General features: G+C 69.8%; 16 protein-coding genes. 10 read left to right on the top strand and 6 right to left on the bottom strand.

Annotated elements, in window-relative coordinates; all coding sequences use genetic code 11:
* The first annotated feature begins 189 nt into the window (after positions 1-189).
* The gene (locus tag LBW94_RS05125) at positions 190-1,305 is read left to right on the top strand and encodes an LLM class flavin-dependent oxidoreductase (RefSeq protein WP_225058726.1); all 1,116 of its coding nucleotides are present in this window, start codon (positions 190-192) and stop codon (positions 1,303-1,305) included.
* Between the two features lie 6 nt (positions 1,306-1,311).
* On the opposite strand, the gene LBW94_RS05130 is transcribed toward LBW94_RS05125, so the two are convergent.
* Positions 1,312-2,040 carry a GntR family transcriptional regulator gene (locus tag LBW94_RS05130; RefSeq protein WP_225058727.1) on the bottom strand — a complete coding sequence of 243 codons (729 nt, stop codon included), beginning with the start codon at positions 2,038-2,040 and terminating at the stop codon, positions 1,312-1,314.
* 29 nt (positions 2,041-2,069) lie between these two features.
* Complete coding sequence (locus LBW94_RS05135; RefSeq protein ID WP_225058728.1) at positions 2,070-2,864, bottom strand: TetR/AcrR family transcriptional regulator C-terminal domain-containing protein; 795 nt, start codon at positions 2,862-2,864, stop codon at positions 2,070-2,072.
* Positions 2,865-2,961: 97 nt separating this feature from the next.
* On the opposite strand from LBW94_RS05135, the gene LBW94_RS05140 reads away from it, so the two are divergent.
* Positions 2,962-4,086: an FAD-dependent oxidoreductase gene (locus LBW94_RS05140; protein ID WP_225058729.1), complete on the top strand. Its 1,125-nt coding sequence runs from the start codon at positions 2,962-2,964 to the stop codon at positions 4,084-4,086.
* A gap of 27 nt (positions 4,087-4,113) precedes the next feature.
* On the opposite strand, the gene LBW94_RS05145 is transcribed toward LBW94_RS05140, so the two are convergent.
* Complete coding sequence (locus LBW94_RS05145; protein ID WP_225058730.1) at positions 4,114-4,875, bottom strand: ABC transporter permease; 762 nt, start codon at positions 4,873-4,875, stop codon at positions 4,114-4,116.
* Positions 4,876-4,884: 9 nt separating this feature from the next.
* Positions 4,885-5,667, bottom strand: coding sequence for an ABC transporter ATP-binding protein (locus LBW94_RS05150; protein WP_225058731.1), 783 nt, complete (start codon positions 5,665-5,667; stop codon positions 4,885-4,887).
* Between the two features lie 81 nt (positions 5,668-5,748).
* Between LBW94_RS05150 and LBW94_RS05155 the strand changes: the two genes are divergently transcribed.
* The 5 genes from LBW94_RS05155 (at position 5,749) to LBW94_RS05175 (ending at position 9,279) form a co-directional block, all read left to right on the top strand.
* Positions 5,749-5,958, top strand: a complete 210-nt coding sequence (locus LBW94_RS05155) for a hypothetical protein (RefSeq protein ID WP_225058732.1) — start codon at positions 5,749-5,751, stop codon at positions 5,956-5,958.
* Positions 5,959-6,001: 43 nt separating this feature from the next.
* Entirely contained in the window at positions 6,002-6,343 is a 342-nt protein-coding gene (locus tag LBW94_RS05160) for an ArsR/SmtB family transcription factor (protein ID WP_225058733.1), read from the top strand.
* A gap of 3 nt (positions 6,344-6,346) precedes the next feature.
* Positions 6,347-6,844 carry an SRPBCC domain-containing protein gene (locus LBW94_RS05165; RefSeq protein ID WP_225058734.1) on the top strand — a complete coding sequence of 166 codons (498 nt, stop codon included), beginning with the start codon at positions 6,347-6,349 and terminating at the stop codon, positions 6,842-6,844.
* Complete coding sequence (locus tag LBW94_RS05170) at positions 6,844-7,509, top strand: dihydrofolate reductase family protein (RefSeq protein WP_225058735.1); 666 nt, start codon at positions 6,844-6,846, stop codon at positions 7,507-7,509. Before LBW94_RS05165 ends, LBW94_RS05170 begins: the two co-directional genes overlap by 1 nt.
* Positions 7,510-7,806: 297 nt before the next feature.
* Entirely contained in the window at positions 7,807-9,279 is a 1,473-nt protein-coding gene (locus LBW94_RS05175) for an amidase (protein ID WP_225058736.1), read from the top strand.
* Between the two features lie 58 nt (positions 9,280-9,337).
* On the opposite strand, the gene LBW94_RS05180 is transcribed toward LBW94_RS05175, so the two are convergent.
* Positions 9,338-10,339: a GlxA family transcriptional regulator gene (locus LBW94_RS05180; RefSeq protein ID WP_225058737.1), complete on the bottom strand. Its 1,002-nt coding sequence runs from the start codon at positions 10,337-10,339 to the stop codon at positions 9,338-9,340.
* Between the two features lie 72 nt (positions 10,340-10,411).
* Here LBW94_RS05180 and LBW94_RS05185 point away from each other — a divergent pair, with 72 nt between their 5' ends.
* Positions 10,412-11,236: a dienelactone hydrolase family protein gene (locus LBW94_RS05185; RefSeq protein ID WP_225058738.1), complete on the top strand. Its 825-nt coding sequence runs from the start codon at positions 10,412-10,414 to the stop codon at positions 11,234-11,236.
* Positions 11,237-11,242: 6 nt separating this feature from the next.
* On the opposite strand, the gene LBW94_RS05190 is transcribed toward LBW94_RS05185, so the two are convergent.
* Positions 11,243-11,584, bottom strand: a complete 342-nt coding sequence (locus tag LBW94_RS05190) for a DUF5713 family protein (RefSeq protein WP_225058739.1) — start codon at positions 11,582-11,584, stop codon at positions 11,243-11,245.
* Positions 11,585-11,728: 144 nt separating this feature from the next.
* On the opposite strand from LBW94_RS05190, the gene LBW94_RS05195 reads away from it, so the two are divergent.
* Together LBW94_RS05195 and LBW94_RS05200 are read left to right on the top strand one after the other, a co-directional pair.
* On the top strand, positions 11,729-12,139 hold the full coding sequence (locus LBW94_RS05195; RefSeq protein ID WP_225058740.1) for a YciI family protein: 411 nt from the start codon (positions 11,729-11,731) through the stop codon (positions 12,137-12,139).
* Between the two features lie 5 nt (positions 12,140-12,144).
* A complete protein-coding gene (locus LBW94_RS05200) occupies positions 12,145-13,383 on the top strand; it encodes an RNA polymerase sigma factor (RefSeq protein ID WP_416276853.1) in 1,239 nt (412 codons plus the stop codon).
* The last annotated feature ends 126 nt before the right edge of the window (positions 13,384-13,509 follow it).

Raw genomic sequence — 13,509 nt, forward strand, 5'->3', positions numbered from 1 at the left:
CTGACCGGTCCGACCATCCGACGCCCCGATCGTATGACCACGGATGTCCGTTTCGCGCGTCCGGAGCCGTGATGCAACACGTTTTTAGCGTCGGCAATGATCCCGTAACACAAGCCGTTCCGGCGCACCCGGAAAACTTGTCAGACATGTGTTAGCGTCGCTGACGAGTATTTCTCGAGAGGCGCGTGTATGACCATCGAATCCCGCGACCCCGCAACGTCGCACGAATCACGACTGCCGATCGGCCTGCTGTATCAGATGTGGGAGACCCCGGACATCTCGACGGCGCAACTGGTCGAACGGGCCCTGGACGATTTCCGGCTCGCCGCCGAACTCGGCTTCGGATCCGTCTGGGTGGGCGAGCACCATTACGTGCGGCACGGCAACCGATTCTTCGGCCGCATCCCGCATCCGGAGATGCTGCTCACCCGGGCCGCCGCCGAAATTCCGGGCATGCGTTTCGGCACCGGGGTGAAGGTGCTGCCGGACCTGCCCGCGGCCCGCGCCGCGGAGGAGATGTGCATGCTCGATCTGCTCTCCGGCGGCCGCGCCGATTTCGGCCTGGGCCAGGGCACCGGCCACCAGGGCGAGGAACGGGTGCGCCGGCAGCAGCGGTACCGCGACTGCGTCGACGACATCCTCCGGCTGCTCGACGGCGACCCCGATTCCGGGCTGCCGACCCTGACCTTCGACGACGGCGCCCGGGTGCGCGCCAACATGTGGGCCGCCTGCCGCGATCCGGAGTCGGTCCGGCACGCCGCCCGCCACGGGCTCAATTACGTGGTGGGACAGGCGGAGAACGCGCATTCGCAGGCCGATCACATCCGGCTCTACCGCGACGCCGGCGGCACCGGCTCGGTGCGCGGGGTGCGCGCGGTGCACATCGCCGACACCAGGGACCGGGCGCTGGCGGAGTTCGCCCCGGCCTTCGAGCTGTACGGCCCGATGATCGCCGGTCCGGACGCGCGCTACACCCGCGACGCCGTCGCCGCGGGCTATCTGGCCGCCGAGGCGGCTGTGGCTGCCGAGGCGGCTGTGGCTGCCGACGCGGCTGTGGCTGCCGACGCGGCTGTGGCTGCCGACGCGGCAACGATCGACGACAGCCTGCTGCGGGCGAACGTCCTGCTCGGCTCGCCCGCCGAGGTGACCGCGATGCTGCTGGACTATCTCGCCGTCACCGGGGTCGACCGGCTCGACCTGCTGGTCCAGTTCCCCCGGCTGAGCCCCGAGCACACCCGGCGCTCGCTGCGGCTGTTCGTGACGGAGGTGTGGCCGAACCTGGCGCCGGTGCTCGCTCCCGTCTGACGAGCGTCAGCGGCGGACCAGCCGGATCAGCGTGTGCTGGAAGGCCTCCGTGGCATGCAACTCCGACGCCCAGTAGGCGGTGTCGCCGCGGCTGCCGACGCCGACCACGGTCAGGGCAAGAGCGGGCCGGCCCGGCTCGATACCCAGCAGGGCGGCGTCGGTGTCCGGCGCGGCGACCGCGGCCGGATGCACGATCTCCCATTCCGGGGCGCCGCTGCCCCACCGCCTGGCGATATCGAAAATCGGTACGCCGCCATCGATCTCCTCGGAGATCGGTTCCGCGAGCAGGACCGCGTCGTGGGCCAGGATCACCGGGACATCGTCGGCGCACCAGAGTTTGGTGACCCGCAGCAGCGGCCGGTCGTCCGCCACCTCGTAGCGCTGCGACTCCGCGGCCGTCGGCGTCCCGATCGTGTTGTCCACCACCGTCATCGACGCGCGCCGACCGGTGGAGGCAATCAGCTCGGCGCGGTCGATCTGCTCGTCGATGCGCGCCGACACCTCGAGCATCCGCCGGTTGACCAGGGTGTCGGCGCCCTGGCGGCGATGGATGTACCCGCGTTCCTCCAGCCGCACCAGCGCCTCCCGGATCGCGGGCCGGCTGGCATCCAGCCGGGCCGCCAGCGTCGGCTCGCCGGGCATCGGGGCGCCCGCCCGCGCCGACTCCAGCCAGATCTCGTGCAGCCGGCTCCACAGCCCGATCGGCCCACGGCGGCGGCCGAGTGGTGCTCCCATGGCCCTCACCCTAGAGGGTGGCGGCGGTGTCAGCCGAGGGTGGCGATACCGGCCAGCACCAGATCGATACCCGCGAGGAACTGCTCGCGGTCGTCGTGCACGCGCATCTGGTCCGCCACGGACCGCAGGAACGGGTAGTCGTCCGGATCGAGCCGCTGCCAGGTCGCCGCGGCGGAGTCGAGGAATTCGGCGCGGCCCCGGCCGGCCGCCGCACTGCGGGCATTGGCGGCGTTCTGACCGGCGGCGCCGAGGATGTAGTGCACCAGCACCGAGGTCACGACGAACCGGCTCGGCTCGGGTGCGCCGAGCGCGCGGACCTGCCTGCCGATGGTTTCGAAGATCAAGGGCGCCACCGACTCCCCGGGACCGGCCGACACTTGCACGGCGATCTGCGTGGCGAGCCACGGGTGCGTATCGATCGCGTCGTAGAGGCCGAGCGCGACCGTGCGGATCGTCTCGCGAGGCGCGGCGGTGGCCCGCTGGGCCGTGTGCGGCGCGCTGCCCTCGGCACCTGTGGACGTGCCGGTCTCGGCAGCCGTACCGGGCGCGGCCGATGCGCCGGGCTCGGTAGGCGCAGCGGCCGCGAGCACAGCGGGTGCGACGGCGGCGGTGACCACGGCCTCGGTGGCGGCGGCGAGCAACTCGCCCTTGTTCGCCACATGCCAGTAGATCGCACCCGGGCCGGTGGCCAGGCGCTCGGTCAGCACCCGGAAGGTCAGCCCGCTCTCACCGGTCGCGTCGAGCACTTCGACCGCGGCCGCGACGATGCGCTCCCGGGAGAGCGCCTCCGTGCGCCGCTGTGACCGGCGGGTCCGCGTTGTCATGCCGCTCATCTTGACACGGTGTGGAGCGTTGTTCCAACATTGGAACGACATACCAGAATGGAACGACATACCAGGGATGGTCCCGGAGGAGCTCACCATGCACACACCCGTCACGATCGTCGGCGCCGGACTCGGCGGCCTCACCCTCGCCCGCGTCCTGCACGTCCACGGCATCCCCGCTGTCGTCTACGAGGCGGAACCGTCGCCGTCGGCGCGCACGCAGGGCGGCATGCTCGACATCCACGACCACAACGGCCGGCCGGCTCTCGCGGCGGCGGGCCTGCTCGACGAGTTCCGCGCGCTGATCCTGCCCGGCCGCGAGGCGAACCGGGTGCTCGCCACCGACGGCACCGTCCTGCTCGACCAGCCCGACGACGGCACCGGCAACCGGCCCGAGGTGCAACGCGGCGAACTGCGGCGGATCCTCGTCGACTCGCTGCCCGCGGGCACCGTCCGGTGGGGGCACAAGGTCACCGCCACTCGCGGCCTCGGCGGCGGCCGCCACGAGGTGACCTTCGCCGACGGCGCCACCGTCACCACGGACCTGCTGGTCGGCGCCGACGGCGCCTGGTCCCGGGTGCGGCCGCTGCTGTCGGCCGCGGTACCCGAATACACCGGGGTGTCCTACGTCGAGGCGTACCTGTTCGCCGCCGACACCCGGCACCCCGTCGCGGCGAAGGTGGTCGGCGAGGGTGCGATGGCCGCGCTCGCGCCGGGCACGGGCATCGCGGCGCACCGCGAGAGCGGCGGCACCCTGCACACCTACCTGGCGCTGGTCCGGCCGCTGGACTGGTTCGCCGGCATCGACTTCACCGATCCCGCCGCGGCCACCGCGCGCATCGCGGCCGAATTCGACGGCTGGGCACCGGAACTCACCACGCTGATCACCGCGGCCGACAGCGCGCCGGTGTTCCGCCCGCTCTACACCCTGCCCGAGACGCACCGCTGGGACCACGTCCCCGGTGTGACGCTGCTCGGCGACGCCGCCCACCTGATGCCGCCGTCCGGCGAGGGCGCCAACCTGGCCATGTACGACGGCGCCGAACTCGGCCGAGCGCTCGCCGCGCACCCGGGCGACTTCGAGACCGCCGTGGCCGAGTACGAACCGGCCATGTTCACCCGCAGCGCCGCGGAGGCGGCCGACGCCGTCCTCCAGCAGGAGGTCATGTACGGCGCCACCGCGCCCCACGGGCTGATCGGTATGCTCACCGGTCAGGGGTAGCGCGTGTCCCGGTGCGGGCGAGCTGGATCAGGAGATCTTGCGCCGGTAGGTGACCATGGCGAGGCCGTAGGCGACGACGAGCAGGCCCACACACCAGGCGAGCGCGATCCAGATGCCGGAACCCACCGGCTGCCGCGCGAACAGGTCGCGGATCGCGTTCACGATCGAGGTCACCGGCTGGTGTTCGGCGAAGGCCCGCACCGGACCCGGCATCGTCGCGGTCGGCACGAACGCCGAACTGAGGAACGGCAGGAAGATCAGCGGATAGGAGAACGCGCTCGCGCCGTCCGCGGATTGCGCTGTCAGCCCGGGGATTACGGCCAGCCAGGTCAACGCCAGCGTGAACAACAACAGGATGCCCGCGATCGCCAGCCAGGCCCCGGCACCCGCGCCCGAGCGGAAGCCCATGAGCAATGCGACGAGCACCACGACCACCACGGAGATCAGCGTCGCGACCAATGAGGTCAGTACATGGGCCCACAACACCGCCGACCGCGCGATCGGCATGGACTGGAAGCGTTCGAATATCCCGTTCTTCATGTCGAGGAACAGCCGGAACGCCGTGTAGGAGATACCCGTGGCGATCGTGATCAGCAGAATCCCGGGCAGCAGATAGTTCACGTACGAATGCGTGCCGGTGTCGATCGCGCCGCCGAATACGTAGACGAACAGCAGCAGGAAGGCGATCGGCATGATCGTGGTGGTGATGATGGTGTCGACGCTGCGGGTGATGTGACGCAGCGACCGGCCCAGCAGGACGGCGGTGTCGCCGAAGAAGTACTCGGTCATCGTGATTTCCTATTCACCGGTGTTGCTGTCGTCTCGCGCGCCGACGACGGCGAAGAAGATGTCCTCCAGAGTGGGCTGTTTCTCGACGTATTCGACCTTCGCCGGCGGATGCAGCCGCTTCAGTTCGGCGAGCGTGCCGTCGACGATGATGCGGCCCTCGTGCAGGATCGCGATCCGGTCGGCGAGTTGTTCGGCCTCGTCGAGATATTGCGTGGTGAGCAGCACCGTGGTGCCGTGCGCGGCGAGTTCGCGTACCGCGTGCCACACCTCCAGCCGCGCTTGCGGATCGAGCCCGGAGGTCGGTTCGTCGAGAAATACCACCGGCGGATTCCCGATGAGACTCATCGCGATGTCGAGCCGCCGCCGCATCCCGCCGGAATACGTCGACACCCGCCGCGCCGCGGCGTCGGTCAGCGAAAACCGCGCCAGCAGTTCGTCGGCCACCGCGCCCGGCTGCCGCAGATGCCGGAGCCGGGCGATCAGCACGAGATTCTCACGCCCGCTGAGGATTTCGTCAACCGCCGCGAATTGCCCGGTGAGACTGATGGATTCGCGCACCTTCGCCGGCTGTGCGGCGACGTCGAATCCGTGCACCCGGGCCGCTCCCGCATCGGCCCGCAGCAGCGTGGACAGGATCCGCACCACCGTGGTCTTGCCCGCCCCGTTCGACCCGAGCAGGGCGAAGATACCGCCCGCGGCCACCTCGAAATCCACACCCCGCAGTACGTGCAGGTCCCCGAAGGATTTCTCCAGCCCCCGCACCTCGATGGCAGGAGCATCTCGCCCGGACATCCCGTCCCCTTTCCTAGTACTAAGTAATGCTAGCTACTGGTACATAGTAACACCGAGTAGCGGGGCGACCCCCAGCACCTGGTGGCGCGCACTCTCACGGCCTGGTCCATCGGAACCGAGGCATCGATCGCGGTCTTCAGCGCCCTCGGCGCCGTCCTCGCCGGATTCACCAGCCCCCGAACCGCTCTCGCGGTAGCCGGCCTGCTCATCCTCGCCGGCCCGCTGCTGCTGCCGCGTCGCGAGGACATCACGTCGGCAGCCGAGCCCGAACAGGGCGTCACCGACGGGTGACCGCCCGGTTGACGTATACCGATATCGGAATATGATAGCCGTCATGGCACGAGCAGCGACCACCTCGGACGTGTTCAACGCGATCGCCGAGCCGCAGCGCCGGGAGATCCTCGCGTTGCTGCGCGCGGGTGAGCGGCCGGTGGCCGACCTGGCCCAGGAGCTCGGGATGAGCCAGCCCGGGGCGTCCAAACACCTGCGGGTGCTGCGGGAGGTGGGGTTGGTGCGGTTCCGCGGCGCCGGCAAGCAGCGTCTCTACGGCCTGGATGCCCGCGGGCTGCGGCCGGTCCACGAGTGGGTCGGTGGTTTCCAGCGGTACTGGAACGAGAGTTTCGACCGGCTGGACAGCTATGTCCAGGACCTGAAACAGGCACGAGAGGAGGACTGACCGATGGCACGACAGCAGACGCGCGCGGATCCGGACACGGCAGACCGGGAGATCGTGATCTCCCGAGTCATCGATGCGCCCCGGGAGCTGGTGTTCGAGGCGTTCACCGAGGTCCGGCACCTGTCGCAGTGGTGGGGTCCGGAGGGATTCACCACCACCACGAAGACTTTCGAATTCCGCGTCGGCGGCGAATGGATCTTCGTGCTGCACGGCCCGGACGGCACCGATTACCCCGAGTGGATCAGCTGGACCGAGATCGTCCCGCCGGAATGGATCGCGTTGCGCCACGGCGAATTTCGCGACGACCCGGACGCCTTCGAGTCGACCCTGGCCTTCACGCCGCACGGCGCCACGACCCGGCTCGTGATGCGCACGATCTTCCCCACCGCGGAACTGCGCGACGAGGCCGTGCACAAATACCACGCGATCGAAGGCGGCGAGCAGACGCTCGGCAACCTGGCGGCCTACCTCACCGAATTCCTCCGGAAGGAAACCCACTGATGCCCGGAAAAGTGTTCTTCAGCGTATCGATGTCCCTGGACGGCTACACCGCCCCTGAGTCGATGGACGGCATATTCGCCACACCCGAACAGCTGGAACAGAATCCGTTGCTCTCCCGCGGGGTGAACCAGTGGATGGAACTCCAGTCGTGGATCTTCCCGCAGCGATTCTTCCAGAAAAGCCTCGGTCTGGGTGAAGGCGGCGAGGAAGGTCTGGACAACGACATCGCCACGCGGACCTTCGAACGCACCGGCGCGAGCATCATGGGCAAGAACATGTTCGACCTCGGCGAAGGTTCCTGGCCGGAGGAAGCCCCCTTCCACACCCCCGTCTTCGTCCTCACCCACCAGCAGCGCGACCCCTGGAAACGCCCGGGCGACACCACCTTCCACTTCGTGAACGACGGCATCCACAGCGCCCTGGACCAGGCCCGCGACGCCGCAGGCAACCGCGACGTCCGCATCGCCGGCGGCAGCGAGACGATCCTGCAATACCTCAACGCGGGCCTGATCGACGAATTCTCGATCGCCCTCTCCCCGGTACTCTTCGGCGCGGGCACCCGCCTGTTCGACGGAATCGACGCCGCCAAGATCGCCCTGGAACCGATCCGTTCCGAGCCCTCACCGCGAGTCACACACCTGACCTACGCGGTACGCCCGCGGTAGATGCGGCCGGGTCGGCCGGTCGCCGGGCCGCGAAGGTTTCGTGGTGCCCACCGCCGCCTCTCGCGCCCGCCGACATCATGGGGGGCACGATGCCGAGATATCTATCCCGTTGTGCGAGATCGGGTTTCATGCCCTTCCCGATGGGGTCGGCCCGCGTCCGGCGCTGTGACCTGGGGTGGGTCCCTGTCGGCGGCAGAAGGCGGGGGCGACTCGACCGGCACAGGTGGTCCGTTCGACTTTCCCGTTGTGCAAATCGGCATTTCATGGCCCCTGCGGCGGGCCGATAGCGTCGGATCCATGGATTGGAATTGTGTTTCGGCGGAAGAACTTTCGGCCGCTTTGCGGGCTGGTGCAGTGACATCGGTGGAATTGACCGAGGAGGCGATCACCCGCATCGAGCGGTACGACGAGGTGATCAACGCGATCTGTGTGCCGGATTTCGACCGCGCGCGGGATGCCGCGCGTCGGGCCGACCGGGCGCGGGCCGGTGGCGAGGAGTTGCCGCTGCTCGGTATTCCGGTGACGGTCAAGGAGTCCTACGACATCGCGGGGCTGCCCACTACCTGGGGTATGCCACAGCACGCCGACTACGTGCCGGCGGAGGACGCGGTGCAGGTGTCGCGGCTGAAGGCCGCCGGCGCGGTGGTGCTCGGGAAGACGAATGTGCCGTTGGGACTTCAGGATATGCAGAGCTACAACGAGATCTACGGCATCACCGTCAATCCGTGGGATCACGCTCGCACGCCGGGCGGATCGTCCGGCGGTTCGGCGGCGGCCCTGGCGTGCGGATTCGGTGCGCTGTCCATCGGTTCCGACATCGCCGGTTCGCTGCGCACCCCGGCGCATTTCTGCGGTGTGTACGCGCACAAGCCGACACTCGGGCTGGCGGCGACCCGCGGCATGGTCGCGCCGCCCGGGCCGGCCTTGCCTGTCGATCTCGACCTCGCGGTCGTCGGTCCGATGGCTCGCACCGCGCGCGACCTGACACTCCTGCTCGAGGTGATGGCCGGACCCGACCCGCTCACGCACGGTGTCGCGTACGACGTGACCCTGCCGCCCGCCCGTCACGAGCGGCTCGCCGAGTTCCGTGTCCTGGTCCTCGACGATCATCCGCTCATTCCGACCGGGTCCGCGGTGCGGGCGGGCGTGAACCGGGTCGCCGATGCGCTGGTCGACGGCGGCGCCCATGTCGAACGGTACAGTCCGCTGCTGCCCGATCCGGCCGAAGCCGCGACGGTATACACGCGGTTGCTGTTCTCCGGCACTGTTGCGCGTTTCCCCGTCGACACGTACGAGCAACTGCGGAATCGCGCCGCTGGGCTGAGCGCGGACGATCGCGGTCTCGACGCGGCGCGGCTGCGCGGCATGGTGTCGACCCACCGCGACTGGATCGAGGCGAACAACCGTCGCGAACTCCACCGTCACGGCTGGCGGCAGCTGTTCGCCGAATTCGACGTCGTGGTGTGCCCGATCACGCCGACACCCGCGTTCCCGCACGAGCACGGCCCCGATCTACTGCAACGCCGGATCGACATCGACGGCGTCGAGTACCCGTATTTCGACCAGCTCGTCTGGGCCGGTGTGGCCACCATGCCCGGCCTGCCCGCCACCGCGATACCGGCAGGCCGATCCCCCGAAGGTCTGCCGGTGGGCGTGCAGCTCATCGGCCCGATGTTCGAGGACCGCACCCCGCTGCGGCTGGCCGAATTGCTCGAGCAGAAGATCGGCGGCTTCTGTGAACCGCGTTGCTCGTCGTCCGCGCCGGTCTGAAATCACCTACAGGGGAACGGAGTTCGGCGATCACGTCGGTGCGGACGACACAGTCGGCCTACTCGGACGCAGCCGAGGCCGATCCGATCGCGCGGCCGCGGGTGGCGGTCGGGGTCTCCCCGGTGTGCCGGCGGTAGATGCGACGGAAGGCGGCCGGGTCGGCGTAACCTACCGCGCCTGCGATCGCGTCGACGGGTTGGCGGGTGGTGCTGAGGAGGGTGGCGGCCCGGCCGACTCGGAGGCGATGGACGTACTGGGTGGGTGAGAGCCCGAGGCGGTCGTGGAGGCGGCGGGTCAGGGTGCGGGGGGAAACCGCTGCGGCGGCGGCCAATTCGGCGAGAGACAGTTGGCGGTGCAGGTTGGCCTGGACGTACTGTTGCACGGCGTGCAGGGCCGGGTCGGTGGTTCGCAGGTGTTCGAGCACCATGTAGCGCGACTGCGACATGCGGGCGTCCAGCACCAGATAGCGGGCCACCTGTTCGGACAGGGTGCCGCCGCCGAGGCGGGCCACCAGCGTCAGCAGCAGGTCCGCGTGGGCGAAAGCGGCGCCGGCGGTGAGGATTTCGCCGGTGTCGACCACCATGCGATCGGTGTGCAGGGTGACATCGGGGAAGCGGCGGGCGAACAGCGGCGCCAGCCACCAGGTGGTGGTGGCGGCTCGGCCGGACAGCAGGCCCGAGGCGCCGAGTACGAAGGTGGCCGAGCAGGAGGCGGCTATCGTGGCGCCGGATTCGGCGGCGCGGCGGATGATGCCGACGGCTTGTGCGGTCAGGGGGTCGGCCAGCAGTTCGTTCACCCGTGTTTCGCTGGACGCGGACGGGCCGGGCAGTACCAGGATGTCGCCGGGACCGAATGTCGCCGCGCCGAGCGGGATTTCGGTGTCGACGGCGATCAGGCGGCCGCTGCCGGACCGGACCGGCCGGCCGTCCAGTGATGCGACGCGCTGCCGCAGCCGCCCGCCCGCGCTGTCGCCGGCGATCCCGGCGGCGGTGTCGATGATGTCGAGGCCGAGGCCGAGCGCCCCTTCCAGCACGCCGTTCAGCGGTAGGTGGGTGATCATCTGGCGAGATTAGACCGAAGAGTGTCGATCCGGCCAGTGGTGTGTGCTGACCCGCTGCGGCAGATTTCAGGGATGCAGCACTCTCTTCCCCAGGATTCACTCGATGACGACCTGGCCGATTTCACCGCGCGCTCGATCACACTCGACGGCGTGACCCGCACGGTGTACGTCGGTGGCGCCGGGCCGGGGGTCGTCGTGATGGCGGAAATGCCCGGTATCAGCCCGGATGTGGCGCGCTTCGCGCGCTGGGTGCGCGACGCCGGGCTCACCGTCTACCTGCCGTCGCTGTTCGGCCGCGACGGCGCCTATCCGGAGGCCGAGGCCGGTGCGGCGATCATGAAGCGAGCCTGTGTCAGCGCGGAGTTCCGGGCGTTCGGCGCGGGGCGGTCCAGTCCGGTCGCGGTGTGGTTGCGGGCGCTGGCCGCGCTGGCGCATCGCGAATGCGGTGGTGCCGGGGTCGGGGCGCTGGGTATGTGCTTCACCGGCAATTTCGCGCTCACCATGATGCTCGAGCCCGCGATGCTGGCGCCGGTACTGTGCCAGCCGTCGCTGCCGCTGAATGATCCCGGCGGACTGGAGATCTCACCCGAGGAGCTCACCGCCGTGCGGGAGCGGCTCGAGCGCGACGATCTCGTGGTGCGCGCCTACCGCTTCGAGGGTGACCGCTTCTGCACCGCGCAGCGTTTCGCCGCCTATGCCGCGGCGCTGGGCCCGCGTTTCCAGCCGCGGGTGCTGCCCGACGCGGCGGCGAATCCCGTTCCGCCGCCGTTCTTCTCGCAGATCGTCGGGTGTCCGCACAGTGTGGTCACCGCGCACCTGATCGATGCGGTGGGGGAGCCGACCGCCGCGGCGCGGGACGAGATCATCGCCTTTCTCGTCGACCGATTGACCGCCTGACGCGAGTCACCAGTCCCGGCCGGCGATCAATTCCTCGGCATCCGCATCCTCGAAGCCGTACGCGCAGGCCACGAACCAGAAGTTCTCGCCGATCTCCTCGCGGGCCACGGTCTCGATTTCGCTACCCGCCGAATCGAATTCCTCCTCCAGCGCGTTGAACTCCTCGGTGGCGGCCTGGGTGAGCGCGTACAGCGCGTCCAGGTCGGCGGGCTGTTCGGCCTCGATACGCTCGCACAACCGCAACAGGATCGCCTTGCCTCGATCCACCACGTGATCGGGGTAGTAGTCGTCCTCGTAGAGGACGCGGAGGAAGGGGTGGGAGATCACCTGCTGGTTGCTGATCGGCATTCGGCCCCGCTCTCGGACATCGACGTGACCACCGGACCGTACCCCAGGCCCACGACGGATCCGAGCCGTGTCCGAGAATGGTGCTCGACTCCGACGTCACCCATGAGCGGCGCACCCGGTGCCGTCGACGACAAAGGAGCAGTCATGAAATACATGATCTCGGCCTACGGCAGCCAGCGGGACTACGACGCCATGATCGGCGCGGCCACCGACGGCCCGGTCTGGACCCCGGACGACTTCGCCGCGATGGGCGCGTTCATGGAGTCCTTCGCGAAGGAACTGGAGGCCTCCGGCGAGCTGGTGGAGACCCGGGGGCTCGCGGCCCCGGCGCACACCCGCCGAGTCGGTTCCCGCGACGGCGTCCCGTTCGTGACCGACGGACCCTACGCCGAGACCCAGGAGGTGCTGGCCGGGTACTGGATCGTCGAATGCGAGAGCTTCGACCGGGCCACCGAGATCGCCGCCGGGCTGAACCGCTGCCCGGGGCCCGAGCAGGTCACCGCCTACGCCGATGTCCGCCCGATCCTCGAAGGCCGCGCCGACCTGGAGTTGTGACACCCGTGCCCGACCGGCGCTTCGAGGACCTGCTGCGCACCCTCGCACCGCAGGTCCTCGGCGCCCTGGTCCGCCGTTACGGGCACTTCGACCTCGCCGAGGACGCGGTGCAGGAGGCCTTGGCGGCGGCCGCGATCCAGTGGTCCGCCGCCGACCTCCCCGGCAACCCCCGGGCCTGGCTGATCACCGTCGCCGCCCGCCGGCTGACCGATCTGCTGCGCAGCGAGCAGGCCCGCCGGCGTCGCGAGGACGACCTCGCCGCGCGGGCACGGCCCGAACAACGCCTGGCGCCGCCCGCCGATCGGCCGCCCGCGGACACCGACGACACGCTGATCCTGCTGTTCCTGTGCTGCCATCCGGCCCTGTCGCCGCCGTCGCAGATCGCCCTGACCCTGCGCGCGGTCGGCGGCCTGACCACCGCAGAGGTCGCCCGCGCGTTCCTGGTACCCGAAACCACCATGGCCCGGCGCATCGGCCGGGCGAAGAAAGCGGTGAAGGACAGCGGCGCCGTGTTCGCCCCGCCGACGGCCACCGATCGGGCCGACCGGCTCGCCGCGGTGCTGCACACGCTCTACCTGATCTTCACCGAGGGCTACACCGCCACCTCCGGGCCGCACCTGTATCGAGTGGAATTGTCCGGTGAGGCAATCCGATTGGCGCGCATCGTGCACCGGTTGCTGCCCGGCGACAGCGAGGTGACCGGGCTGCTGGCGCTGATGCTGCTCACCGACGCTCGCCGTCCGGCCCGCACCGGCCCCGGCGGCGAACTCGTCCCGCTCGCCGAACAGGATCGCCGGACCTGGAACCGGGCCGCCATCGCCGAGGGCATCGCCCTGCTCACCCAGGCCCTGCCCCACGGCGGCACCGGCCCCTACCAGCTTCAGGCGGCGATCTCCGCGCTGCACGACGAAGCGCCGGACTACCCGTCCACCGACTGGCCGCAGATCGCGGCGCTCTACCGGCGCCTGATGCGACTCACCGGCAATCCGATCGTCACCCTCAACTACGCTGTCGCCGTCGCCATGACCACCGGCCCGGCCGCCGGACTCGCCCTGATCGACACCCTCGCCCACGACCCCCGCATCGGCGACGACCACCGCCTGCACGCCGTCCGCGCGCATCTGCTCGAACTGTCCGGAGATGACGAGCGGGCCCGTGCGAGCTACACGACCGCGGCCGGCAAGGCGACGAGCCTGCCGCAGCAGCGCTATCTGCACGGCCGTGCCGCCCGTCTGGGTCCGTGAGTCGCTTTGGCCTCGAGCAGGTTTGTCGCGGTACCGCGCCCACCAGCCGGTCCACGTGAGCCGAACCGGCACCGTAACAGGCGAACTCGCTCTCGCCGTCCGGCAGCGCATCGCTGCCTCGCTGAT

Source organism: Nocardia sp. alder85J, from assembly GCF_020176955.2.
GTDB lineage: Bacteria > Actinomycetota > Actinomycetes > Mycobacteriales > Mycobacteriaceae > Nocardia.

Excerpts from the sequence above, each read along its gene's own strand:
- LBW94_RS05185 (WP_225058738.1), top strand. The coding sequence starts at position 10,412 with ATGCAGCACTCTCTTCCCCAGGATTCACTCGATGACGACCTGGCCGAT.
- LBW94_RS05180 (WP_225058737.1), bottom strand. The coding sequence starts at position 10,339 with ATGATCACCCACCTACCGCTGAACGGCGTGCTGGAAGGGGCGCTCGGC.
- LBW94_RS05175 (WP_225058736.1), top strand. The coding sequence starts at position 7,807 with ATGGATTGGAATTGTGTTTCGGCGGAAGAACTTTCGGCCGCTTTGCGG.
- LBW94_RS05195 (WP_225058740.1), top strand. The coding sequence starts at position 11,729 with ATGAAATACATGATCTCGGCCTACGGCAGCCAGCGGGACTACGACGCC.
- LBW94_RS05130 (WP_225058727.1), bottom strand. The coding sequence starts at position 2,040 with ATGGGAGCACCACTCGGCCGCCGCCGTGGGCCGATCGGGCTGTGGAGC.
- LBW94_RS05170 (WP_225058735.1), top strand. The coding sequence starts at position 6,844 with ATGCCCGGAAAAGTGTTCTTCAGCGTATCGATGTCCCTGGACGGCTAC.
- LBW94_RS05190 (WP_225058739.1), bottom strand. The coding sequence starts at position 11,584 with ATGCCGATCAGCAACCAGCAGGTGATCTCCCACCCCTTCCTCCGCGTC.
- LBW94_RS05135 (WP_225058728.1), bottom strand. The coding sequence starts at position 2,864 with ATGACAACGCGGACCCGCCGGTCACAGCGGCGCACGGAGGCGCTCTCC.
- LBW94_RS05160 (WP_225058733.1), top strand. The coding sequence starts at position 6,002 with ATGGCACGAGCAGCGACCACCTCGGACGTGTTCAACGCGATCGCCGAG.
- LBW94_RS05125 (WP_225058726.1), top strand. The coding sequence starts at position 190 with ATGACCATCGAATCCCGCGACCCCGCAACGTCGCACGAATCACGACTG.
- LBW94_RS05140 (WP_225058729.1), top strand. The coding sequence starts at position 2,962 with ATGCACACACCCGTCACGATCGTCGGCGCCGGACTCGGCGGCCTCACC.
- LBW94_RS05145 (WP_225058730.1), bottom strand. The coding sequence starts at position 4,875 with ATGACCGAGTACTTCTTCGGCGACACCGCCGTCCTGCTGGGCCGGTCG.
- LBW94_RS05165 (WP_225058734.1), top strand. The coding sequence starts at position 6,347 with ATGGCACGACAGCAGACGCGCGCGGATCCGGACACGGCAGACCGGGAG.
- LBW94_RS05150 (WP_225058731.1), bottom strand. The coding sequence starts at position 5,667 with ATGTCCGGGCGAGATGCTCCTGCCATCGAGGTGCGGGGGCTGGAGAAA.